Source organism: Paraburkholderia yinzeri (genome assembly GCF_046581065.1).
Taxonomy (GTDB): domain Bacteria; phylum Pseudomonadota; class Gammaproteobacteria; order Burkholderiales; family Burkholderiaceae; genus Paraburkholderia.
Genome location: NZ_JBFOCJ010000002.1, coordinates 1,795,168 through 1,817,388, shown reverse-complemented (window position 1 = coordinate 1,817,388; position 22,221 = coordinate 1,795,168). Strand labels below are relative to the sequence as shown.

The window sequence follows — 22,221 nt, the reverse complement described above, 5'->3', positions numbered from 1 at the left end:
CCTTCAGCGGCCGCCGTGGCTGCGCAGGAACAAGAGTTCCTCCCGCAGCTTCGCGACGTCGGCCTGCGCGGCATCGGCCGACTTCTGCAGCGCCGCGCGAGCGGCGCGCTCCTGCTCCAGTCTGAATTGCGCGTTCGCCAGCGCCTCGTGCAGGCCGTCCGGCGCGCTGGACGGGCAGCGCGCCGGAGCGCCGGGCTCCAGCGACCACGCCATCAGGGCCGCACTGGCCGCAGCCGTTACGACCGTCCATGCCAGCACCATGGTCACGCGCGCGGCGCGCGAGCGAACCGGCTGCAGTTCGTAAGCGCGAGTCGCGTCCGCACGGGTCCGTGCGAGGCGTCGCTCAACCATTGGCGTAGGCTCCGAATAGCGCGAGATAGTCGGCGGGATTGACGGGCGCGCCGTCCACGAGCACCTCGAAATGCAGATGCGGTCCCGTCGAGCGGCCCGTCGAGCCCACGTCGGCGATATGTTCGAGCGGCAGCACGATCTGGCCGACCTGCACGTCGATCTTCGACGCATGCCCATAGCGCGTGTGAAAGCCGTTGCCGTGATCGATCTCCACGGCGTTGCCATAGCCGGCCTTCGGTCCCGCGTAGATCACGCGGCCACCGGCGGCGGCAAGGATGGGCGTGCCGGTCGGCGCGACGAGATCGACGCCCGGATGAAAGCTCAGGCGATGGGTGAACGGGTCGATGCGGTTGCCGAACGGCGAGCCGAAGCGGCCGTCCACGAGCGGCTTTCTCCCCGGGAACGCGCTGAAGGCCGCCTCGTGCAGTGCGACAGCGTGCTCCAGCGCCGAAACGGTCGCGGACAGGCAGTCGAGTTCGCCGCGCGTCGCCTGCTCGTTCGCGCGCGCAGCCGCCGGCGCCGAGGCCGCGCCGGCGCAGTGACGCGGCGCGAGCAACGGGCCGCCCTCGCCGCCTTCGTCGCTGTCGCCCGACCCTGCTGGGACCGGCGTCGTGGTGACGCCGCGAGGCGGCTGCGCACGCAGACGCTGATCGAATTGATGCAGTTCGGCCAGCTGGCTGGCAAGGCGTTCGATGCGCGGATCGAGCAATTCGATCGACGCATTCATCCGCCCCAACTCGTCCACGACATAGCGATGCTGGGCCGGCCCGTCCGCTCCCGCCGCGGCATTCGCAACCGGCGCCGGCGCCAGGTAGCGGCCGATCGCGACGCCGCCCGCGAGGGCAAGCGTCGCCGTGGCCAGCGCAGCGGCGATGGCGGTGCGTCGGGCAGTGCGATGGGTGACGAAACGCGTATCGCGACCCGCGAGATCGTCGACGGAGTCCGACCAGGGCGCAAACCACGGCGACTTCACGAGCAACCCCGGCGGCGCGACCCGGCACGCGCGGCCGCATCGAGGAAGCAAGAAAGCGAAAGGAAAACGGGCATCGAGAAGGCGATGACGGGTAGCGACCCGCCAGGACAAACGCAAAGGCGCGATTATCACGGCGTCGCAAAATCCGGCATCTCAATATCAGGAGCGCCGCGGCAACCGGCTTCCCCAAATCTCGGATCGCCCTACCGCCGAGAAAACCGCTTGACTTCTGACGGCGCCGAATTAATATACGCACCGCGTACATCAACCCGACTCAGAGGTGCCTGCATGAGCGTTCCGCAACAAGCCTTCCTCCGCGACGCCATGCGGCGTCTGAACATGACCCGCGATGCGTTCGCGAGCCGCATCGGCGTGTCGCGCCGGGCCCTCGACACCTGGCTCCTGCCCGAAGAATCGCAGGAATCGCGGGCCATGCCGGAGATCGTCGAGCGCTTCGTTTCGGAAATCGTCGGCAATGGCGAGCCGCGCGAAGGCTATACGCAAAGCGTAGACCCGCATTCGCTCGCGAGCCAGATGCAATTCGAAGGCAAGCCGCAACTGCTCTCCGTCGACCAGTTCTCGCGCGATGCCGTCGAAGCCCTGTTCCGCGTGGCCGACATCATGCAGCCCATTGCCCGCCGCCGCAAAATCTCGCGCGTGCTCGAAGGCGCCGTGCTCGGCAACCTGTTCTTCGAAGCCAGCACGCGCACGCGCGTGAGCTTCGGCGCGGCGTTCTGCCGGCTGGGTGGTTCGGTATGCGATACGACCGGCTTCACGTTCTCGTCGATGGCGAAGGGCGAGTCGATCTACGATACGAGCCGCGTGATGGCGGGTTACGTCGATGCGATGGTGATTCGGCATCCTGATCAAGGCTCGGTGGCCGAATTCGCGCGTGCCGTGAACATCCCCATCATCAATGGCGGCGACGGCCCCGGCGAGCACCCGAGCCAGGCGCTGCTCGATCTCTACACGATCCAGCGCGAGTTTTCGCGCCTCGGCAAGATCGTGGACGGCGCACATATCGCGCTCGTGGGCGACCTCAAGTACGGCCGCACGGTGCACTCGCTCGTGAAGCTGCTCGCGCTCTATCGCGGCATCAAGTTCACGCTGATCTCGCCGCCGATGCTCGAAATGCCCACGTACATCGTGGACAAGATCTCGACCAATGGCCACGTGGTCGAGCAGACGCACGACCTCAGGGTCGGTCTGCGCGGCGCGGACGTGGTGTACGCTACGCGCATCCAGAAGGAGCGCTTCACCGACGAGTCGTTCGAAGGCTATACGCCCGACTTCCAGATCAATCAGGCGCTGATGGACGAATGCTGCAGCCCCGAGACGCTGGTCATGCACCCTCTGCCGCGCGACAGCCGCCCGGGCGCGAACGATCTTTCGACGGATCTGAACCACGATCCGCGCCTCGCCATCTTCCGCCAGACCGACAACGGCATTCCGGTACGCATGGCGATCTTCGCGACGCTGCTGGGTGTCGAGAACCTCGTGCAGCACTCGATGCGCGACGCCGCGTGGCGCCCGCCTGCCTACCTCGGCCCGGACGACGCCGTGTTCCACGGTATCGACTGAGGTTCCTCTTCACATCCCGCCGGGCATGCCCGGCGGGAATGTCCTGCTACATATACTTCGCATTACTACATAATTATGCCGGATGGGATCTCACCGCGAGTTCAAATCCGGATTCATCGAGCACAAGCGCCGCTGGCGGCCAACACCTGACCCGCAGATGCAATCCGGCGATTATGTCCATCCCGCCAGTCTCGCGTCAGCCACCGGTCACGCATGCGCCAGCCCGACGCCACACTGGCACGAGTCACGAAAGTTTCGCGGTCCCGCTCTTTACTTTCGGTTCCGGCAAGCGCAACGTGCTGGTCTGACGCGCGTGCCAGGCCTTCGTGCGGCCCCCGCGTCGCGCGAACCTGCCGCGTAACGCTTCTCCCGGTAAGCGACCAGCAAGGAAGGCACCACACAGGCTCGCGGCATCGGAATTGCTGTCTGACGAAATTTCGCTGAATTCGCGCAACGCGGGCCCAAGCTCATGCCACCTCGCGTGCGCGTGTTTCCGTCCTTCGATGGAGCCGCCGAACGCCATGTCACACGATCTTCCCGACGACGCAGGCAAGCCCGCGCCCGCCGCCACCCCCGCCGACGTCTCGCGCCGCCGCTTCCTGCAGTCGGCGGCCGCTGCCGCCGCACTGGGCGCCACGCCGCATCTGCAAGCGCAGACCGGGCCCAGCCCCGCCGAAACCGCAGCGCCACGGCCGATGCCCGCGCCTGCACAGCCCGTACACCTGAACATCAACGGCCGCGAGTACGTACTGCATATCGAACCTCGCGTCACGCTGCTCGACGCGCTACGCGACTACGCGGGCCTCACCGGCACGAAGAAGGGCTGCGACCGCGGCCAGTGCGGCGCGTGCACCGTGCTGGCGGACGGCCGGCGCATCAACTCGTGTCTCTCGCTCGCGGTCATGTACGAAGACGCACGCATCACGACCGTAGAAGGGCTTTCGAGCGCAACCACGCTGAGCCCGGTGCAGCGCGCCTTCATTGAGCGCGACGCGTTCCAGTGCGGCTACTGCACACCAGGCCAGTTGTGTTCGGCGACCGCGTGCATCAGCGAGTTCAACGCGGGCACCGCAAGCGCCGTCACGCACGATGTGCGCGAACGTCCCCCGCAACTCACCGATGCCGAGATCCGCGAACGCATGAGCGGCAATATCTGCCGCTGCGGCGCCTATGCCAACATCGTGGCCGCCGTGCGCGACGCGCATGCGGCCAGCGCGTGACGAAGGAGGCGCCTCTCATGGATGCCATTTCCTATCAGCGCGCCGCCGACGTCAACGGCGCGATCGCGGCCGCGCAGCAACCGGGCGCCGTGTTCATCGGCGGCGGCACGAACCTGCTCGACCTCATGAAGGGCGGCGTGACGCATCCGGTGACGCTCATCGACATCACGCGCATCGATGCCCTGCAGAACGTCGAGACGCTGCCGGACGGCGGCCTTCGCATCGGCGCGCTGGTGCGCAACAGCGACGCGGCCAATCACGCGCTCGTGCGCACGCGTTATCCGCTGCTCACGGAGGCGCTGCTTTCGGGCGCCTCGGGGCAGTTGCGCAACATGGCGACGATGGGCGGCAACCTCTTGCAGCGCACCCGCTGCGGCTACTTCTACGACACCGCGTTCGCCCAGTGCAACAAGCGCGCGCCGGGCAGCGGCTGCGCGGCGATCGGCGGCTTCAACCGCATGCACGCGATACTCGGCGCGAGTCCGCAATGCGTGGCCGTCAATCCCTCCGATATGAACGTGGCGCTCGCCGCGCTCGACGCGACCGTGCAGGTAAGCGGCCCGCGTGGCGCGCGCGCGATCCCCATCGCGCAGTTTCACCGCCTGCCCGGCGACCGCCCCGATCTCGACACGACACTGCAGCCGGGCGAGCTGATCACCTCCGTCGATCTGCCGCCCCCTGCGTTCAGCGATCACACGCATTACCTCAAAGTGCGCGACCGCGCGAGCTATGCGTTCGCGCTCGTCTCGGTGGCAGCCGCCTTGCAGATGGACGGCAAGACCGTGCGTGCGGCACGGGTCGCGCTGGGCGGCGTCGCGCACCGTCCGTGGCGGGCGAGCGTCGTCGAGCAACGGATCACGGGGCACGCGCTCGGCGCCGCGATGCTGCGCGAAGCGGCAAGCGCCGAGCTCGCGAGCGCGCAGCCGCTCAACGGCAATGCATTCAAGGTCGGACTTGCGCAGCGCGCGATCGTCCGCTCGGTGCTGCTCGCAGCCGGCCAGACAGGAGATTTCGCATGAGCCACCTCACCGGCCAGCCGCTCGACCGCATCGACGGCATCCTGAAGGTCACCGGCAGCGCCAGTTACGCCGCCGACTTTCCCGAGGCGCGGCTCGCGCACGCCGTTCTCGTGACGAGCACGGTGGCGAGCGGCACGATCAGCGCTATCGACACGCAGCGTGCGCAGCAGATGCCCGGCGTGCTGCTCGTGATGACGTACCGGAACGCGATGCGCCTGCCCAACAACGGGCACCCGCCGCTGAGCCCGCCAGCGGGCCGGCACCTCACGCTGCTGCAGGACAATGTCGTGCGTTACAGCAACGAGCCGGTCGCCGTGGTCGTCGCCGACACGCTCGAACATGCTGCCGACGCCGCGCGCCACGTGACCATCACGTACGCGGCAGCGCCGGCGGCGCTCGACTTCGCGAGCGCGAAAGCCACGGCCCATACGCCGCCGAGCCAGCCCAGCCGCCCGGCCGATTCGGAGCGCGGCAATCCGGAGGCGGGGCTGCAGGAAGGCGCGGTGCGCCTCGATGCCGTCTATACGACGCCGATGCAGTTCCACAACCCCATGGAGCCGCATGCGACGATGGCGCACTGGGACGGCCCCGACCTCACGCTCTACGACGCCACCCAGGGCGTAACCGGCGCGAGCACGGCGGTGGCCGCAGTGTTTGGCATTCCTGCCGATAACGTGCGCGTGATCTCGCCGTTCATCGGCGGCGGCTTCGGCTGCAAGGGCTCGTCGTGGTCGCACGTGAGTCTTTGCGCGATGGCCGCGAAGCAGACGGGGCGGCCCGTGCGTCTCGCCCTCGCGCGGCCGCAGATGTTCGGCTCCGTGGGCGGAAGGCCGCGCACCGAGCAGCACGTCCGGATCGCGGCGCACCCTGGCGGCACGCTCACCGGCATGCGCCACGACACGTACTCGCACACCTCGACCTTCGAGGACTGGACCGAGATGTCGGGCCTCGTCACGCGCATGATGTACGCGGTGCCGAACCAGAGCACGAGCCATCACCTGGTACAACTCAACGTGGGCACCCCCACCTTCACGCGTGCGCCTGGCGAGACGACGGGCTCGTTCGCGCTCGAATCGGCCATGGACGAACTCGCGTGGCAGTTGAAGATGGATCCTGTGGCGCTGCGCCTGAAGAACTACGCCGAAGCCGAGCCGCAGGACGGCAAGCCGTGGTCGTCGAAGGCGCTGCGCGAATGCTACGAGACGGGCGCGCAGCGCTTTGGCTGGTCGCGCCGCACGGCCACGCCGCGCTCGATGCGCGAGGGCAATACGCTGATCGGCCTCGGCATGGCGAGCGCGACCTATCCCGCGAACCGCAGCGAAGCCTCCGCGCTCGCGCGCATCCTGCCCGACGGGAGCGCGATGGTCGCTTCGGGCACGCAGGACCTCGGCACAGGCACCTACACGGTGATGACTCAGGTGGCCGCCGACGCGCTCGGCTTTCCGCCCGAGCGCATCCGTTTCGCGCTCGGCGACTCGACGCTGCCGCGCGCACCGGGCTCGGGCGGCTCGCAGTCGGCGGCGAGCGTCGCGCCCGCCGTGCAGGCCGCCGGGCAGCAGGCGCGCGACAAGCTGATTGCGCTCGCGGTGGCGGATCGCGCCTCGCCGGTCTACGGCGCCGCGCCCGGCGATGTCACGGTGGAAGACGGCTGGGTCGTGAGCCGCAGCGACACGTCGCGGCGCGACCCCGCCGCCGCGATTCTCGCGCGCGCGGGCGGCAAGCCGATCGAAGCGGTGGCAACGACGAAGCCCGGCAGCGAGCGCCAGCAGTACGCGTTCCACTCGTTCGGCGCCGTCTTCGCCGAAGTCCATGTGGACGCCGATCTCGGCACGATCCGCGTGGCGCGCATCGTGGGCGTCTACGACGTGGGAAACCGCCTCAACGAGAAGACCGCGCGCAGCCAGTTGATGGGCGGGATGGTGTGGGGCGTGGCGACGGCGCTCGAAGAAGAGGCGCTGCTCGATCCGCGCTTCGGGCGCATCGTGAACGCCAACCTCGCCGAGTATCACGTGCCCGTGAACGCCGACATCGGCGAACTGGACGTGCTGTTCGCCGGGCCGCCCGACCTGCGCTTCAATGCGCTCGGCGTGCGCGGCATCGGCGAGATCGGCATTACCGGCGTGCCCGCGGCCATCGCGAATGCCGTGTATCACGCTACGGGCGTGCGCGTGCGCGATCTGCCGATCACGCTCGACAAGGTCGTGCCGAAGATGAGCGCAACCGTATGACGTGTCTCTGCGGTTGACGAGATGCCCCTGGCGGCCTTGCCTGCACGCCTATGGTGCGGGCAAGGCGGTTTGATTCGCAGGCCTTGCTTCACACGCGCTTGCGCCGCACAATCGATGCTCGATCTTCTCGCGCGCCAGACACCCCATGGCCTACGCATCGCTTGCCACCGGCGTACTGCTTGCCGCCGGCACCGGATCGCGCTTCGATCCCAACGGTCTGCGCAACAAGCTCCTCGCTCCGCTGCCGGGGGGCACCAGCGTCGCGCGCGAAGCCGCGCACCGCCTGCTGCTCGTCGTTCCCAAAGTCATCGCCGTGGTGCGTCCCGGCGCGGAGACGCTGGCCTGCGTGCTCAACGAAGCCGGCTGCGACGTGGTGTATTCCGCCGATGCGCAAAGAGGCATGGGCGCGAGCCTCGCGGCGGGCGTGGGCGCGGCCGGCGACGCGGAAAGCTGGATCGTTGCGCTCGCCGACATGCCGCGCATCGCGGTCGAGACCATCGCGGCCGTGGCGCGCGCGATCGACGAAGGCGCCGCGCTTGCCGCGCCGTTCTACGAAGGACAGCGCGGACACCCGGTGGGTTTCGGCCTCGAACATCGCGAGGCGCTGCTCGCGCTGGACGGCGACGCCGGCGCGCGTGCCCTGCTCGCCACGTATCCGCTCATGCGCATCGACGTGGACGATCCCGGCATCCTGCGCGACGTCGACACGCCGGCCGACCTGAGCGACCTCTAGGAAACCGCGAAAGCTTGCGGCCTCAGGGGCGCTCGCCTGCGCGGGTGTAGGCGAAAGTCGACGCGTCGGCGCCCACCTCGGCGATCTGGGCCGGTGCGGATGCGGGTGCGGGCGCCGCGGCGGCCTGCTGCTGCGTTGCCTGCGGCCTGGCGCGGTTAGCGCCAGAATTGCCGTGGCCGAACAGCGATGGCACACCGATCAAACCCGCCAGAAACACCACCCCAATCACCGCCGCACCCATGACCCGCTCCGAGAAAACAAACCGGGCGCCGCTTCGGCACCCAATTTCGAAAAAGGCAGGAGTCTAAGGGCTGGCTCGCGATTGTGAAATGCTGATGACATATAAACAGCATTGCGATCTTCACAACAATGGATGCCCCGGCAGAACGCGTGGTCATCGCCGTTGCCATGCAGTACAGTGAAGAACGGATCCGCCGCAACGGTGGAAACCCCGCGCACGAGGTACCCGAGATGATCTGCTCGCATACGAATCCGCTGCCCGATCCGCTCGCCGACCCGACGCGCGACCCCGAGCGCGACCCGCTCACGCCTCCGCCGCCGGGCCATCACAACGAAGAGCCTCAACGCCCCGAAGGGCCGCCGAACAAGGACCCCGTGTAGGCCGCTCTGCCCGGGACCTGGCAACTCCACTTACATCCGTAGTCGATCTTCGCACTCAGGCAGAGTGGCGCCCTGTGCCTGCCCACGCCTTTCGTCCGGCTTGCGTCCGTCACGCTATCGACATAGAATACGAACAATTCGCATTTGCACTATTGATACGACGTGATTCCACTCGACGCGGCGCCGGCCCGCACTGTCGCATGAGACCCCTGCTGGTCCGCCTGCACCGCTGGTTCGGCCTCACCATGGCGGGCTTCCTGTTCCTCGCCGGGCTCACCGGCGCGGTGATCGCGTGGGACCACGAACTGGACGCCTGGCTCAACCCGTCGTACTTTCACGCCCGGACGGACGGCGCGCCGCTGCCCGCCGTAAAGCTGGCCGAGCGCCTCGAAGCCGCTGATCCGCGCGTGCAGGTCACGTATCTGCCGCTTTCGGTCGAACCCGGCGACGCGCTGATCGTGCGGGTGCAGCCGCGCATCGACCCGGCCACCCGGGCGCCCTATGCGCTCGACTTCAACGAGGTGTCGCTCGACCCCGCGACCGGCGTCGTGCAGGGGCACCGCATGTGGGGCAAGCCCTCGCTCGCTCGCCTGAACCTGATTCCCTGTCTCTACCAGTTTCACTACACGCTGTTCCTGCCGACCAGGGCGGGAGTCGATCTCGGCATCTGGACGATGGGGGTCGTCGGCATGGTCTGGCTCTTCGACGGCCTCATCGCGCTCGCGCTGGCGTTTCCGAGCCTGAAAAGCTGGCGCAAGTCGTTCGCTTTCCGCATGAAGCGCGGCGGCTATGCGCTCACGTTCGACCTGCATCGTTCGGGCGGCGTATGGCTATGGGGACTCCTGACGATCGTCGCGCTCACGTCGGTCTCGATGAATCTTGCCGGACCGGTCGTGCGGCCCGTGGTGTCGCTGTTCTCGACGCTCGCGCCCGATCCGTTCCGCAGCGTCGCGCCCGGCCCGCGCCTCACCGAGGATGAAGCCGCGGCCGCGCGCGAGCGCATCGTGGCCGCCGCGCCCGAGGCGGGCCGGCGCGAGCGACTCGCCGCGCCGCCTGGCGGCCTCTTCTACGTGCCGGCGCTCGGCATCTATGGCGTGGGGTATTTCGCGGCCGGCAACAGCCATGGCGACGCGGGGCTTGGCAATCCCTGGCTGATGATGGACGCACGCTCGGGGAAGCTGATCAGCGCGCAGATCCCGGGCCGGGGCACGATGGGCGATCTTTTCATGCAACTGCAGTTTCCGCTGCACTCCGGTCGCATCGCAGGACTCGCGGGCCGCATCGCGATCAGCTTTACGGGGGTATGCGTGGCGGTGCTCAGCGTGACCGGCTTGCTGATCTGGCTGAAGAAGGCCCGCGCGCGGCGGCGGACGACGAAGGTGGATCGAGCCTCGATCTCTGCCAGCGCCTGAATCCCATGCCCCAACCAGCCGATCACAGCAACCCTGATCACCACCGTCGGTAAGTTCAGCGCACGATATCGTCGAACGCCGCCAGCAAACGCTCGATATCCGGCGCGTGGATATCGCCCATCGTCGAGATACGGAACAGCTCCGCCGATAGACCGCCCTGCCCCGCGTAGATCACGAAGCCGCGCGCCTTCAGCGCATCGTGCAGCTTCGGATAATCGACACCCTGCGGGAGCCGGAACGCACGCAGCACGACCGACGATTCGTCCTTCGGCAGCACGCTTGCGATGCCGCGGGCCTCGAGACCCGCGCGCACCTGCTCCGAAAGCGCCGCATAGCGCGCGTGGCGTGCCTGCCAGCCGCCCTCGTCGGCCAGCTCGCGCAGCGCCTCGACGAGCGCATAGTATGCGTGCACCGAAGGCGTGAACGGCGTGTTGCGCTGGTCCTGCAGCGTGGCGAGGCGCCTGAGGTCGAGGTAATAGGTACGGCTCGCCGCCGTGGCGAGCGCCGCGCGGCGCACGATCACGAAGGCCGCGCCCGGCACGCCGTGCAGGCACTTGTTCGCCGTCGCGGCCACGGCGGCGATGCTCGTATCGTTGAAGTCGATCGCTTCGGCGCCGAAGCTGCTCACGCCGTCCACCAGCATCTGCACGCCGCGCGCGCGGCAGGCCTCGCCGAGCGCGCGCAGGTCGTTCAGCCGCCCCGTGGTGGTTTCGTGATGGATGATCGCGACATGCGTGATCGCGCGGTCGGCGTCGAGATGACCGACGATACGGGCGAGATCGGACGCCTGCATCCAGTCGTGCTTCACCACTTCATGGGCAATGCCATACTGCTTCGCGATCTGCGTGATGCGCTCGCCATACACGCCATTCTCGACGATCAGCAGCTTGCCGCTTTCGGGCACGAGCGACGCGATCATGCTCTCGACCGCAGCCGTGCCGGAGCCGGTCAACAGCACAGCCTGCCACTGGGCGGCGTCGAGGCCATACACATTCACGAGGCGCGTGCGCGCCTCTTCCTGCACGTCGAAAAACTCGCTTTCGCGGTGGCACAGGTCTTCCTGCAGCAGGCTGCGGCGCACGCGTTCCGTGAGCGTGACCGGGCCGGGATTGAGCAGCAACATCGACATATTCTTACTGAACGAGCGCGCCGATGTGGCGCATCAGGCGCGTCTTCACATCGGGCGGCGTGATCGTGGGACGCGGCAGGCCGTCGGGCGTGCCGCGGCGTATCGTGAGGCGTACGAAGCGCGTGCCGCTCACGCCATCGGCGCCGGCGCGGCGCTCGCGCGCGGCGGCGAGCACGCCGTCGAGCGCGGCGAGGTCGTCGCTCTCCACGGCGTCGGCATAGCCGCATGCGGCGGCGACAGCCGCGAACGACACCTGCTGCGAAACCGTGGCCTGGCCGCCCGTGGAATCGTGCGCGCCGTTGTCGAGCAGCACATGCGTGAGGTTCGACGGCCCGTAGGCGCCGAGCGTCGCGAAGACGCCCATGCGCATCAGCGCGGCGCCGTCACCATCGAGCGCGACGACGTTCAGGTCGGGGCGCGCCAGCGCGAGGCCCAGCGCGAACGGCGTGACGCAGCCCATCGAGCCGACCATGTAGAGCTGATTCGCGCGGTCGTCGAGCGCGTAGAGCTCGCGGCCGCAAAAGCCCGTGGAGGCGATCACGACCGTCGATTCCGCGGGCGTGGCCGCGATCACCCGTTCGAGAGCATCGCGGCGCGACGGCCATTCGTTCGCAGCCCGATCGGTCCACTTCGATTGGGCAACCGCCAGGGCATGCCTTTCCGGCGCGGCGCCGTTCTTCAGTTCGACCGGCGCGACGCTGCCCTTCTGCATCACGAGAGCATACGGACGACCCGTTTCGTCCATATGACGGATGGCGCGCTCGAGCGCCGGCCCGATCTGGTCGGCCTCGGTCGGAAAGATCTCCCAGGGAATCTCCATCGTTTCGAGCATCCGCGGCGTGACCGGGCCCATCAGCGCGTGCTGCGGCTCGTCGGAAAAGCCGGGCTGGCCGCGCCACGTCACGATCAGCAGTTGCGGCAGACGGAAGGTCCACGTGAGCGACGTGAGCGGACTCACGGCGTTGCCGAGGCCCGAGTTCTGCATCATCGTGATACCGCGCTTGCCCGCGAGCGCGACGCCCGCGATCAACGCAACGGCATCGCCCTCGTTGGCTGCCGAAACGTAGTGCAGCGATTCGTCCTGCAGCACGTAGTTGATGAACGGCGTGAGATACGAGCAGGGCACGCCCGCATACCATTCGAAACCGCGCGCACGCGCCGCTTCGACAAATTGTGCCGCCTCGATCATGCGCCGCCCTCCGGTTTCGCCTCTCCCGCGCCCAGCGGCGTTTGCTCATGGGCGAAGTCGCCCGCGCGGCAGAAGTCTTCAAGGTCGTTCACGCCGCGCCAGTGGCCATGCACGTATTGCACCTCGATCTTTTCGCCGTCCGCGATCAGCGCGTTGAGGAGCACCGGCATGTCGAGCGTGTCGAAATCGGCGCGCGTCTGCAGTTGCGCGAGCTTCTTCGCGAGCTTCTCGCGGCCCGCGCCGCGCACGCTCATGAGCCCGATCCAGCGGCCATGCGGCGCTTCAACCGCGTTGTCCGTTGCGCCCAGATCGCTGGAAACGCGCGAGAGCAGCACCTTGTTGCCGAACAGGCCCCGGTCGTCGGCTGCCGAGCACCATGCGAAGTCGCGCACGCTGCGGTTCTCCGTAGCCGGCGACGAATCGATCACGACGCGGAACTCCGCCTCGCTTTCGACCAGATCGCGCAGGAGGTAGCTGCGGAACAGCAGATCGCCGTAGGAAATCACGGTGTCGTGTTGCATCGCGTCCACCGCGCATGCGAGCGACGCAAGCTCGTTCGTCTGCGCGTAACGCTCGTTACGCACGAGCTTGATGCCGGCGCTGTCGATCGCGTCGGCGCAATAGCCGCCCACCACGGTGATGTCGTTCACCGACTGCTTCTTGAACGCATCGACAAGCCAGCGCAGCAGCGGCTTGCCCGCCACCGGCAGCATGACCTTCGGCTTGTCCTCGGTAAAAGCGTCGAGGCCCGAGCCGCGGCTCGCGGCCAGCACGATGGCCGAACCCGCGTTGCGCGACGTGGACAGGTAGCGGTTTTCCGCTTCGGAATATTCGTCGGCGTCCTGCAGGCGGAAAATTTCGTTGACCGATGCAATGCGGTCTTCCACGTCGACGAGCGTTTCCGTGTCGTGAATCGTCTTCGCCACGGCCTGCATGGCCGAAGCCGACGCGCGCACGAGATGGTTCGCCCAGATCACGACGCTGATGCCGGCCTTGCGAAACACATCGGTCGGCGTGCTGTAGTACTTGGTCGGCACGATCACGAGCGGACCGCGCCCGGCCCACTCGCGCGCGAACGTGAGGATTTCGTCGGGTTTCGAGAGCTTGCTGTGGATGAGGATCGCGTCCGCGCCCGCGAGGCGATAGGCCTCGGCGCGCTTGAGCGCTTCGTCCATGCCCCAGCCCGCGATCAGCGCCTCGACGCGCGCGACGATCGAGAAGTTTTCGTCGGTCTGCGAGTCCTTGCCGGCCTTGATCTTGCCGCAGAACTCGTCCATGTCGGCGAGCGGCTGCGCCTCGCCCTTGATGAAGCTGTTGGTCTTCGGAAACTGCTTGTCTTCGATGCACACGCCCGCAATGCCGCGCTGTTCGAGCTTGCGCACGAGGCGGCGCACGTTGTTGAAATTGCCGTAGCCCGTGTCGCCGTCGAGCAGGATGGGCAGATCGCTCGCGTCGGCCATGAACTCGAGGTTGTCGACCACCTGGGTCCAGCTCGCCTCGTTGTTGTCGCGTACGCCGAACTGCGCGGAGATCGAAAGACCCGAACCCCAGATCGCCTTGAAGCCCGCCTCGCGTGCAATGCGCGCGGAAAGACCGTTGTGGGCTTCCATCAGGAATTCGAGTTCGTTACTCAAGAGCATCTGGCGCAGCCGCGCGCTGCGGGAAGTGGAAACTGCGGTGAGAACCGCGGCGGGTTCGCGTGCGTTCATCGTGTTACTCCTGCCGGACGGCGCAGTTGCGGCAGCACTTGTTGCGCCGCGCGCGTCACATCATTGGGAAAATCGATTTCGATCCAGGGGGCGCCGGTCACGTCGGCCGTCTCGAACTCGCGGCCGCGTTCGAGCAGCAGGTCGCGCAACGCCTCTTCGTGCGGCAGGTTCGCGCGGCCGCTCTCGACATAGCCGGCCACGATCTGCGCGAAGCGCCGCGCCGTGGCCTCGTTGAGGCGAAAGAAGCCCACCGACTCGCCGATCGTGTCGTACTGCAGACTTACCGCGAGCTGCTTGCGCAATTCGACGGGCACGCCTTCGCGCAGGCAGAGCTTCACGGGCTCGTCGCCGGTTTCGAAGTCGCGGTCGATCAGGAGGCGGTTCGTGCCGCCGGTGCCGGCAACGAGCGGCGCCAGCACGCGTTCGTCGTAGAGCACATCGGCGTCCATCAACAGGACGTCACCGCCGCGCGTGAGCGCATCGGCCACACAGTGCACCGTGAGCACGCTGCCCAGCTCGTAGCGGGTATTGAGCACGGTCTCGACCCTGTGCGGCCAGCCGATGCGGGCCAGCTCCGCCTCGACGCTTTGCGGCTGGAAGCCGAGCGCGAGGACCACGTCTGTCACGCCCTGAGCTTCGAGCAGGCGCAAATGCCGCTCGAGCAGCGAGACGCCATCAAAACGTAACAGGCATTTCGGATACTGTTTGCCCTCGGCTTGCTGAAGCCGCAGGCCAAGGCCGGCGGCAAGAATGATCGCTCGCATTCGGTTTCCAAGGGTTTTGTTATTGGGGCGGGCGCCGCCGCCCGCTCTTCTTGCCGGCCCTCGGTGCCGGCGCGGCAAGGCCGCGTCGGCTCGGGAGCCGAATTCGCGACTATAACGGAAATGATTCCCAATTGCCTTGTCGCACCTCTAATCGTGGCAAAACATGGTGATGCAGTGAAATTTGTGGTTTTGTCACGGCTCTTTTGACGTTTTTCCCACCCGTCCGCCCTCCCCACCCGCTACCCATCCGTTTCAGCGCGCAAACCGCGCCATTCTTCGGATGAATATCCCCGCAAAGGCCCGCGCATTCAGGGTTCCCCCTGATCGCGCCGTCGTGCGCGCGCGCCGTTAACACAGTCGGACGCACCCCGCCCCTCAGCCCCCTGCCGCCCCACGAACGACCCGACCGACCATGACCCTGAATCAGAAACTCCGTTCGATGATCGCGATCCTCTGGATCGGCCTTCTGCTCATCGTCGCCTTTGGCGCGTGGCAAAGCCGCACCTCGATGATCCGCGAGCGCGAGGCGCAATTGAAAACGCTCGTCGAAGAAGCGATGAGCATCACCCACTATTACTACACGCTCTCCCAGCAAGGAAAACTTTCGGAGGCCGACGCGCAGAAGCAGGCGCTCGCCGTCATCGGCTCGATCCGCTACGGCACCGACGGCTACCTGAGCGTCAATAATTCGCAGTCCGTGATGCTCATGCATCCGATCAAGCCCGAGCTCGACGGCAAGATGCTCGCCGGCTTCACCGACCCGGCCGGCCACCATCTGTTCACCGACCTCGCGGCCGCCGCCAACCAGCCCGAAGGCGGCTTCGTCGATTACCTCTGGGCCAAGCCCGGCCACGATCAGCCTGTGCCCAAGACGAGCTACGGCAAGCGCTTCGCGCCGTGGGACTGGTGCATCGTCACGGGCATGTACATGGACGACGTCCGCGCGGCCTTCTTCGAAAGCCTCGGCATCTGGCTCGCGGTGACGCTCGTGCTCGGCGCCGTGGCGACGATCGTCATGATCTTCGTCGTGCGCAGCGTGCGCTCGAGCCTCGGCGGCGAGCTGGAGGTCGCCGTCGAAACGGCGAACCGCATCGCCCACGGCGACCTCACTACGCGCGTGCAGGTAGAGGGCGGCAACGAGAACAGCCTGATGCGCGCGCTCTCGACCATGCAGGGTTCGCTCGTCGAAACCGTGTCGCGCGTGCTGGGCGGCGCGGAGAACATCAACGTGGGGGCGAACGAGATCGCCGCGGGCAACACGGATCTTTCTCAACGCACCGAACAACAGGCCGCGGCGCTCGTGGAAACGGCGTCGAGCATGGACCAGATGACCGCCAACGTGCGCCAGAACGCGGACAGCGCGCAGCACGCGGCCACGCTCGCGAGCCAGGCCGCCGACGTGGCGACGCGCGGCAACGAGGTGGTGGAAAACGTGGTCCGCACGATGGGCGACATCACCACGAGCTCGCGCCAGATCGGCGACATCATCGGCGTGATCGACGGCATTGCCTTCCAGACCAACATCCTTGCGCTCAATGCGGCCGTGGAGGCCGCGCGCGCGGGCGAGCAGGGCCGTGGCTTCGCCGTGGTCGCCGCCGAAGTGCGCAGCCTCGCGCAGCGTTCGGCCACGGCGGCCAAGGAAATCAAGTCGCTCATCGAAAAGTCGACCGGGACGGTGGCGGAAGGCGCGCAACTCGTCACGGACGCGGGCACGACGATGACGGAGATCATGCAGTCCGTGCGGCGCGTGCACGAGATTCTCGAGGAAATCAGCCACGCCTCGCGCGAGCAGAGCGCGGGCATCGAGCAGGTCAACCGCGCCGTCGGCGAGATGGACCAGGTCACGCAGCAGAACGCCGCGCTCGTCGAAGAAGCCGCCGCGGCAGCGCACTCGCTCAAGGATCAGGTGACCATGCTGCGCGAAGCGATCTCTAGCTTCAGGCTGCCGGCGCTCGCCTGACGGCCTCCCGGCCGGCCGCTTCGGCCGGCCCGCAATTCCCCCCTTCCCACGCGCGACGCCATCAGCAGACATCGCATTCCCGATAATTAATCAGCTCTACTATCCGGTTTGCAGCCGTACCGACGGGTACGGCCTGGTCCGACGCCAGCCCCGCCCGCAACATTTCATTTAAATTACATTGCAATTACAATTCATGCCATGACACGACGCCCCACTACCCGATGACCTCCCGGAACAAGCCGCCGCGCGACCCGCACGCCCTTGCCACGCGTCACCCGATGCTCACCCCGAGCCTGCCCGCCTGGCGTTCGAAGCTGATGGTCTTCATCGCGTTCGCCGGGTTCGCGGCGCTCGCGGGGCGGGCGCTGTGGATCCAGGTGGTCAATCACGACTTCTACGTCCAGCAAGGGCAAAAGCGCTATCAGCGCACGCTGGAACTCGACGCGCGGCGCGGGCGCATCGTGGATCGCAACGGCGCGCTTCTCGCCGTGAGCCTGGAAAGCTTCGAGATCTGGGCCAATCCGAAGCGCGTCGACGAAGCGGCCTGCGAGCCGCTCGCGAAGCTGCTCGCCATGCCGCTCGCCGAGCTGCGCCGCCGTCTTTCGGGCGAGCGCTCGTTCGTGCTGCTCAAGCGCCAGGTGGACCCGGACACCGCCGCGCACATCGACGCAATGGCCACGAGCGGCATCACGCTGATCGCGGACTCGAAGCGCTTCTATCCCGAAGGCGAATCGGCGGCGCACGTGGTGGGCTTCACCGGTATCGAAGACATCGGGCAGGAAGGCGTCGAGCTCGCGGCGGACACGCAGTTGCACGGCACGCCGGGCCAGCGCGAAGTGATCCGCGACCGGCTGGGCCGCGTCATATCCGAAACGCGCGAGCGCGTATTGCCGAAGAACGGCGAGACCGTCCAGCTCACGATCGACCGCCGCGTGCAGCAGCTCGCGTATGCGCAATTGAAGGCCGCCGTCGCGAAGCACAACGCCGAAGCCGGCAGCGTGGTGGTGCTCGACGCGCGCAACGGCGACATCCTCGCGCTCGCGAACTGGCCGTCGTACGATCCGAACGACCGCGCGCGGCTCACGGGCCGCCAACTGCGCAACCGCGCCGTGGTGGATACGTTCGAGCCCGGCTCCACGATCAAGCCGGTCGTGGCGGCGCTCGCCATGGACCTGCACAAGGCGACGCCCGACACGATCATCGACACCGGGCCGGGCTCGTACCGCATCGGGACCGCGACGATCCACGACACCTCGGACCACGGGCGCATGACCGTCGCGGAGGCCATCCAGAAGTCGAGCAATATCGCCCTCGCGAAGCTCGCGTTGACCCTGCCGGCGCAGACCATCTGGAACAAGTATCAGGAATATGGGCTCGGGCAGAAACCCGCCGTGACATTCCCGGGCGCCGCGGCGGGCCGCGTACGGCCGTGGGCGCGCTGGCGTCCCATCGAGCAGGCCACGATGGCCTACGGCTACGGCCTTTCGGCGTCGCTGCTGCAGATCGCGCAGCTCTACACGGCTTATGCGGGCGACGGCACGATGTATCCCGCGCGGCTTCTGGTCAAACCGGAAGATTCGCTGGCCGATGGCATCGCCGAAGAAAACTCGATCGATGCGCCCGCAACCATGGCGCGCAGAGTCACGACGCCGGCCACTGCCGCTGCCATGCGCACCATGCTGGAGATGGCGACGCACGAAGGCGGAACGGGCCGCGCGGCGACGGTGGAAGGCTATCGTATCGGCGGCAAGACCGGCACCGCGCGCAAGCAGATCGGCGCGGGCTATGCGAAGAACCGCTATCGCGCGCTGTTCGTCGGCATGGCGCCGATGAGCGCGCCGCGCGTGATCGTGGCCGTGATGATCGACGATCCCGCCAGCCGTGCCTATTACGGTGGCACGGTGGCGGGACCGGTGTTCTCGGGCGTCACCGCCGGCACGTTGCAACTGCTCGGCGTGCCGCCGGATGCCTGAAACGCGCGATGCTCACGATATGCAGGCATCGCCACGCCTTTAGCGCGCCGACGCCGGAGCGCCCGATTCGCTGCTTTGCGCGGGCGAGCTGCCATAGCTCGACTGCGCAATCTGCCGTTCCTGGGCGAGGCGTGCCTCATTCGCGCGCTTCTCGCCAAGGCGCTGCATGGCTGCCTGCACGTCCTCGGGATACGTGGCGTCGTTGAGGTGGGCCGGGTTGTATCCCACCGATTCCAGATCGACGATCTGCTGCTTCACTTCTGCGCGCGTGACCGGCGCGTTGTTCGCGGACTGCGCGAACGACATCGCGGGAACGGCAAACATCATCGAAACCACTGCGGTACGCAACATTGCGGTCTTCATTTTGCTCTCCTGAAGCATGAAAGAGACTCGCGCCGCGGGCTTCGTGCACCACCCAGTCATGCGCGAGTCGGTGAGCAAAGTCTACGCAGCGTGCCGCCCCGCAAAAAGCACCCGCGGCGAGAGGGACCCTTTCATCCTGCTCAACGATCCGCGAGCCGTGCGCCTTCTGCCCCTTCAAAGCTGATCGCGGCCGAACCTCCTCAATCCGTCGAGATCGAGAACGTCCACGCGGTTGTACGAGAGCGTGACGAGCCCCGCCTTTTCGAGCGTTTGCAGCGCCTGATTGACCCGCTGCCGCGATGCGCCCGCGAGCATGCCGATCTCCTCCTGCGATATTTCCAGCGCCAGTCCGGTCTCGGGGTAAAGGTCGGGATTGAAGAGCTGCGCGAGCGCCTGGGCAACGCGCGCGTCGACGTCGAGCAAGCGGCTGTTCTGGATCAGCGCGATGAATTCGCCCATGCGGTTGTTCAGTTGATGGATCACGAAACGGTTGAACGGCAAGCTACAGTCCATGAGCCGGTGAAACGTATCGGCCGGCACCGCCATCACGAGCGAGTGCTGCAGCGCGATCACGTCGTACTTGCGGGGCTCGCGCTTGATCACGCTGCCCTCGCCGAACCAGCCGCCATGCGGCACGCCCGAAAACGTGCAGCCGCGCCCCGAGGCGTTGAAGATCGCGAGCTTGACGAGCCCGGCGCTGACACCGAGCCAGTGTGCGGACGGCGCCTCGCGCGCAGCGACGGTCACGCCGGGCGCGTAAGTCTGCGCATGCGAATCGGCCAGCACCCACGCGCGATGCTCGGGCGCCAGCGCACGAAACCAGGTGCAGCGTTCGAACAGCGCGGCGAGCCGGACCGGATCCGCAGCATCGACGCGCTGGGCGCCCCGCGTGCAGGCGCCGGCGTCGGCCGGCTCGGCGGGCGGATTACTGCCCGGGGGCATACTGGACTGCGTCATCGCGCAAGCTCTGAGTGGGATCGGGGAATAGGGAACCGGGGGGCTCTGTCGCGCCAGCGACAGACTCGTGCGCGCAGCCCTGCCAGGATAGCGCGATCATACCGATAAACCACAACCGCCCGGGCTTCACGCCCGACGGCTTTGCCCAGGACAGGAGACAGCGCCATGGTGCACCTCTTCGAAGAAGGGCTCGCGCAACGCGAGGCCAATTTTGTGCCGCTCACGCCGCTCGACTTCATCGCGCGTTCCGCCGAGGTCTATGGTGAGCGCCTCGCGATCGTCCATGGCGACGTGCGCCGCACCTGGCGCGAAATGTACGCACGTACGCGCCGGCTCGCGAGTGCGCTCGCGAAGGCCGGCATCGGCCGCGGCGACACGGTGGCCGCGCTGTTGCCCAACATCCCCGCGATGGTCGAGGCGCACTTCGGCGTGCCGATGGCCGGCGCCGTGCTCAACACGCTGAATACGCGGCTCGACGTGGCCACCATGCTGTTCATGCTGCGCCATGGCGAGGCGAAAGCACTCATCGTCGACACCGAATATGCGCCGCTCGCGCAACGCGCGGCGCTGGAATTCCCGAACCTGACGATCATCAGCGTCGCCGACATCGCGCCCGCCAGCCCGGAACAATTTCCGCGCGCCACGGACTACGAAGCGTTCCTCGAACAGGGCGACCCCGCGTTCGAATGGACGCCACCGTCCAGCGAGTGGGACGCCATCGCGCTCAATTACACGTCCGGCACGACCGGCGACCCGAAGGGCGTGGTCTACCACCATCGCGGCGCGGCGCTGGCCGCGGTGAGCAACATCCTCGAATGGGACATGCCGAAGCATGCGGTCTACCTGTGGACGCTCCCGCTCTTTCACTGCAACGGCTGGTGCTTCGCATGGACCGTCGCGGCGCGCGCGGGCGTGAACGTCTGCCTGCGCCGGTTCGACGCGAAGCTCGTGTTCGACCTGATCCGCCGCGAGCGCATCACGCACTACTGCGGCGCGCCGATCGTGCAGTCCGCACTCGCCGACGCACCCGCCGAATGCCGCGAGGGCATCGCGCACACGATCCATACGATGGTCGCGGGCGCGCCGCCCGCACCCGCCGTGATCGCGAAGATGAAAGCGATCGGCGTCGAACTCACTCACGTTTATGGCCTGACCGAGGTGTATGGGCCCGCCGCCGTCTGCGCGATCCAGGAAAGCTGGCAAGCGCTCCCCGCCGAGGAACAGGCGCGCCTCGCCGCGCGGCAGGGCGTGCGCTATCACCTGCAAGCCGGTCTCACCGTGCTCGATCCCGCGACCCTGGAGCCGGTGCCGGCCGACGGCGAAACGCTCGGCGAAATCATGTTCCGCGGCAACATCTGCATGAAGGGCTACCTCAAGAACGACCGCGCGACCGAAGACGCCTTCCGCGGCGGCTGGTTCCATACCGGCGACCTGGGCGTGATGACGCCCGACGGCTACGTGCGCATTACCGACCGCAGCAAGGACGTCATCATTTCGGGTGGAGAAAACATCTCCAGCATCGAGGTGGAAGATACCCTGTACCGGCATCCGGCCGTCGCGCTCGCGGCCGTGGTGGCCATGCCCGACGCGAAATGGGGCGAAGTGCCGTGCGCGTTCGTCGAACTGCGCCCCGGTGCGAGCGCGACCGTCGAAGAGATCATCGCCCACTGCCGTCTCTTCCTCGCGCACTACAAGGTGCCGCGCGCAGTGCGGTTCGGCGAGCTGCCCCGCACCGCCACGGGCAAGATCCAGAAGTACGAGTTGCGCGCGCAGATGAAGTCGCAAAGCGCCATCGACCTGAGCAGCGCCCCAGCAAAGAAAACCGGACCCTGAACGGGTACGGGCCGCCGCGGCGGCGGTCCGCGGGCGCTGGACGCCGATCCGAATGTAACGTGAGTTGACAACCTGACCCTATTGATATCGGACGTCGACTGTCAGTTACCGCGCGTTATCGTTTTCGCATCAAGGGCCAAATGTCAGATTGGCCCTTTCTTCATGCCTTTCGTTTTGAAATTTATACTTACAAGTGGTCACGCATG

The 22,221-nt window shown here is 67.2% G+C and carries 19 protein-coding genes; 10 read left to right on the top strand and 9 right to left on the bottom strand.

Annotation, left to right across the window (positions count from 1 at the left end):
• Positions 1-3: 3 nt before the first annotated feature.
• Both WJ542_RS25295 and WJ542_RS25290 read right to left on the bottom strand, forming a co-directional pair.
• Positions 4-351 carry a hypothetical protein gene (locus tag WJ542_RS25295; protein ID WP_411192209.1) on the bottom strand — a complete coding sequence of 116 codons (348 nt, stop codon included), beginning with the start codon at positions 349-351 and terminating at the stop codon, positions 4-6.
• Entirely contained in the window at positions 344-1,324 is a 981-nt protein-coding gene (locus WJ542_RS25290; RefSeq protein WP_411192208.1) for a M23 family metallopeptidase, read from the bottom strand. The genes WJ542_RS25295 and WJ542_RS25290 overlap by 8 nt, the downstream gene beginning before the upstream one ends.
• Before the next feature lie 288 nt (positions 1,325-1,612).
• Here WJ542_RS25290 and WJ542_RS25285 point away from each other — a divergent pair, with 288 nt between their 5' ends.
• The 5 genes from WJ542_RS25285 to WJ542_RS25265 all read left to right on the top strand — a co-directional run bounded on the left by WJ542_RS25285 (position 1,613) and on the right by WJ542_RS25265 (position 8,105).
• Positions 1,613-2,905, top strand: coding sequence for an aspartate carbamoyltransferase (locus WJ542_RS25285; RefSeq protein ID WP_411192207.1), 1,293 nt, complete (start codon positions 1,613-1,615; stop codon positions 2,903-2,905).
• A 521-nt stretch (positions 2,906-3,426) separates the two neighbouring features.
• Positions 3,427-4,125, top strand: a complete 699-nt coding sequence (locus WJ542_RS25280; RefSeq protein WP_411192206.1) for a (2Fe-2S)-binding protein — start codon at positions 3,427-3,429, stop codon at positions 4,123-4,125.
• 17 nt (positions 4,126-4,142) lie between these two features.
• Complete coding sequence (locus WJ542_RS25275) at positions 4,143-5,144, top strand: FAD binding domain-containing protein (RefSeq protein WP_411192205.1); 1,002 nt, start codon at positions 4,143-4,145, stop codon at positions 5,142-5,144.
• Positions 5,141-7,372 carry a xanthine dehydrogenase family protein molybdopterin-binding subunit gene (locus WJ542_RS25270; RefSeq protein ID WP_411192204.1) on the top strand — a complete coding sequence of 744 codons (2,232 nt, stop codon included), beginning with the start codon at positions 5,141-5,143 and terminating at the stop codon, positions 7,370-7,372. The genes WJ542_RS25275 and WJ542_RS25270 overlap by 4 nt, the downstream gene beginning before the upstream one ends.
• Positions 7,373-7,517: 145 nt before the next feature.
• Entirely contained in the window at positions 7,518-8,105 is a 588-nt protein-coding gene (locus WJ542_RS25265; RefSeq protein ID WP_411192203.1) for a nucleotidyltransferase family protein, read from the top strand.
• Between the two features lie 22 nt (positions 8,106-8,127).
• Here WJ542_RS25265 and WJ542_RS25260 read toward each other — a convergent pair whose 3' ends face one another.
• A complete protein-coding gene (locus WJ542_RS25260; RefSeq protein WP_411192202.1) occupies positions 8,128-8,346 on the bottom strand; it encodes a hypothetical protein in 219 nt (72 codons plus the stop codon).
• A 128-nt stretch (positions 8,347-8,474) separates the two neighbouring features.
• On the opposite strand from WJ542_RS25260, the gene WJ542_RS25255 reads away from it, so the two are divergent.
• Positions 8,475-8,726 carry a hypothetical protein gene (locus WJ542_RS25255; RefSeq protein ID WP_411192561.1) on the top strand — a complete coding sequence of 84 codons (252 nt, stop codon included), beginning with the start codon at positions 8,475-8,477 and terminating at the stop codon, positions 8,724-8,726.
• Between the two features lie 200 nt (positions 8,727-8,926).
• Entirely contained in the window at positions 8,927-10,138 is a 1,212-nt protein-coding gene (locus WJ542_RS25250) for a PepSY-associated TM helix domain-containing protein (RefSeq protein ID WP_411192201.1), read from the top strand.
• Positions 10,139-10,193: 55 nt separating this feature from the next.
• On the opposite strand, the gene WJ542_RS25245 is transcribed toward WJ542_RS25250, so the two are convergent.
• From WJ542_RS25245 to WJ542_RS25230, 4 genes are read right to left on the bottom strand one after another with little or no spacing between them, the layout of a single operon-like run.
• Positions 10,194-11,261, bottom strand: a complete 1,068-nt coding sequence (locus WJ542_RS25245) for a 2-aminoethylphosphonate aminotransferase (RefSeq protein ID WP_411192200.1) — start codon at positions 11,259-11,261, stop codon at positions 10,194-10,196.
• 10 nt (positions 11,262-11,271) lie between these two features.
• Entirely contained in the window at positions 11,272-12,456 is a 1,185-nt protein-coding gene (aepY, locus tag WJ542_RS25240; RefSeq protein WP_411192199.1) for a phosphonopyruvate decarboxylase, read from the bottom strand.
• Entirely contained in the window at positions 12,453-14,165 is a 1,713-nt protein-coding gene (gene aepX, locus WJ542_RS25235) for a phosphoenolpyruvate mutase (protein WP_411192198.1), read from the bottom strand. The genes aepY and aepX overlap by 4 nt, the downstream gene beginning before the upstream one ends.
• On the bottom strand, positions 14,162-14,929 hold the full coding sequence (locus WJ542_RS25230) for a phosphocholine cytidylyltransferase family protein (RefSeq protein ID WP_411192197.1): 768 nt from the start codon (positions 14,927-14,929) through the stop codon (positions 14,162-14,164). The genes aepX and WJ542_RS25230 overlap by 4 nt, the downstream gene beginning before the upstream one ends.
• Before the next feature lie 412 nt (positions 14,930-15,341).
• On the opposite strand from WJ542_RS25230, the gene WJ542_RS25225 reads away from it, so the two are divergent.
• Together WJ542_RS25225 and WJ542_RS25220 are read left to right on the top strand one after the other, a co-directional pair.
• Positions 15,342-16,889 (top strand): methyl-accepting chemotaxis protein, encoded by a 1,548-nt coding sequence (locus WJ542_RS25225; protein WP_411192196.1) that lies wholly within the window; start codon positions 15,342-15,344, stop codon positions 16,887-16,889.
• 221 nt (positions 16,890-17,110) lie between these two features.
• Positions 17,111-18,862, top strand: a complete 1,752-nt coding sequence (locus WJ542_RS25220; RefSeq protein ID WP_411192195.1) for a peptidoglycan D,D-transpeptidase FtsI family protein — start codon at positions 17,111-17,113, stop codon at positions 18,860-18,862.
• A gap of 39 nt (positions 18,863-18,901) precedes the next feature.
• Here WJ542_RS25220 and WJ542_RS25215 read toward each other — a convergent pair whose 3' ends face one another.
• Both WJ542_RS25215 and WJ542_RS25210 read right to left on the bottom strand, forming a co-directional pair.
• A complete protein-coding gene (locus WJ542_RS25215; RefSeq protein WP_411192194.1) occupies positions 18,902-19,225 on the bottom strand; it encodes a DUF4148 domain-containing protein in 324 nt (107 codons plus the stop codon).
• A gap of 174 nt (positions 19,226-19,399) precedes the next feature.
• Positions 19,400-20,182, bottom strand: a complete 783-nt coding sequence (locus WJ542_RS25210; RefSeq protein WP_411192193.1) for a Crp/Fnr family transcriptional regulator — start codon at positions 20,180-20,182, stop codon at positions 19,400-19,402.
• A gap of 165 nt (positions 20,183-20,347) precedes the next feature.
• Between WJ542_RS25210 and WJ542_RS25205 the strand changes: the two genes are divergently transcribed.
• On the top strand, positions 20,348-22,015 hold the full coding sequence (locus WJ542_RS25205; RefSeq protein WP_411192192.1) for an acyl-CoA synthetase: 1,668 nt from the start codon (positions 20,348-20,350) through the stop codon (positions 22,013-22,015).
• Positions 22,016-22,221: the final 206 nt, after the last annotated feature.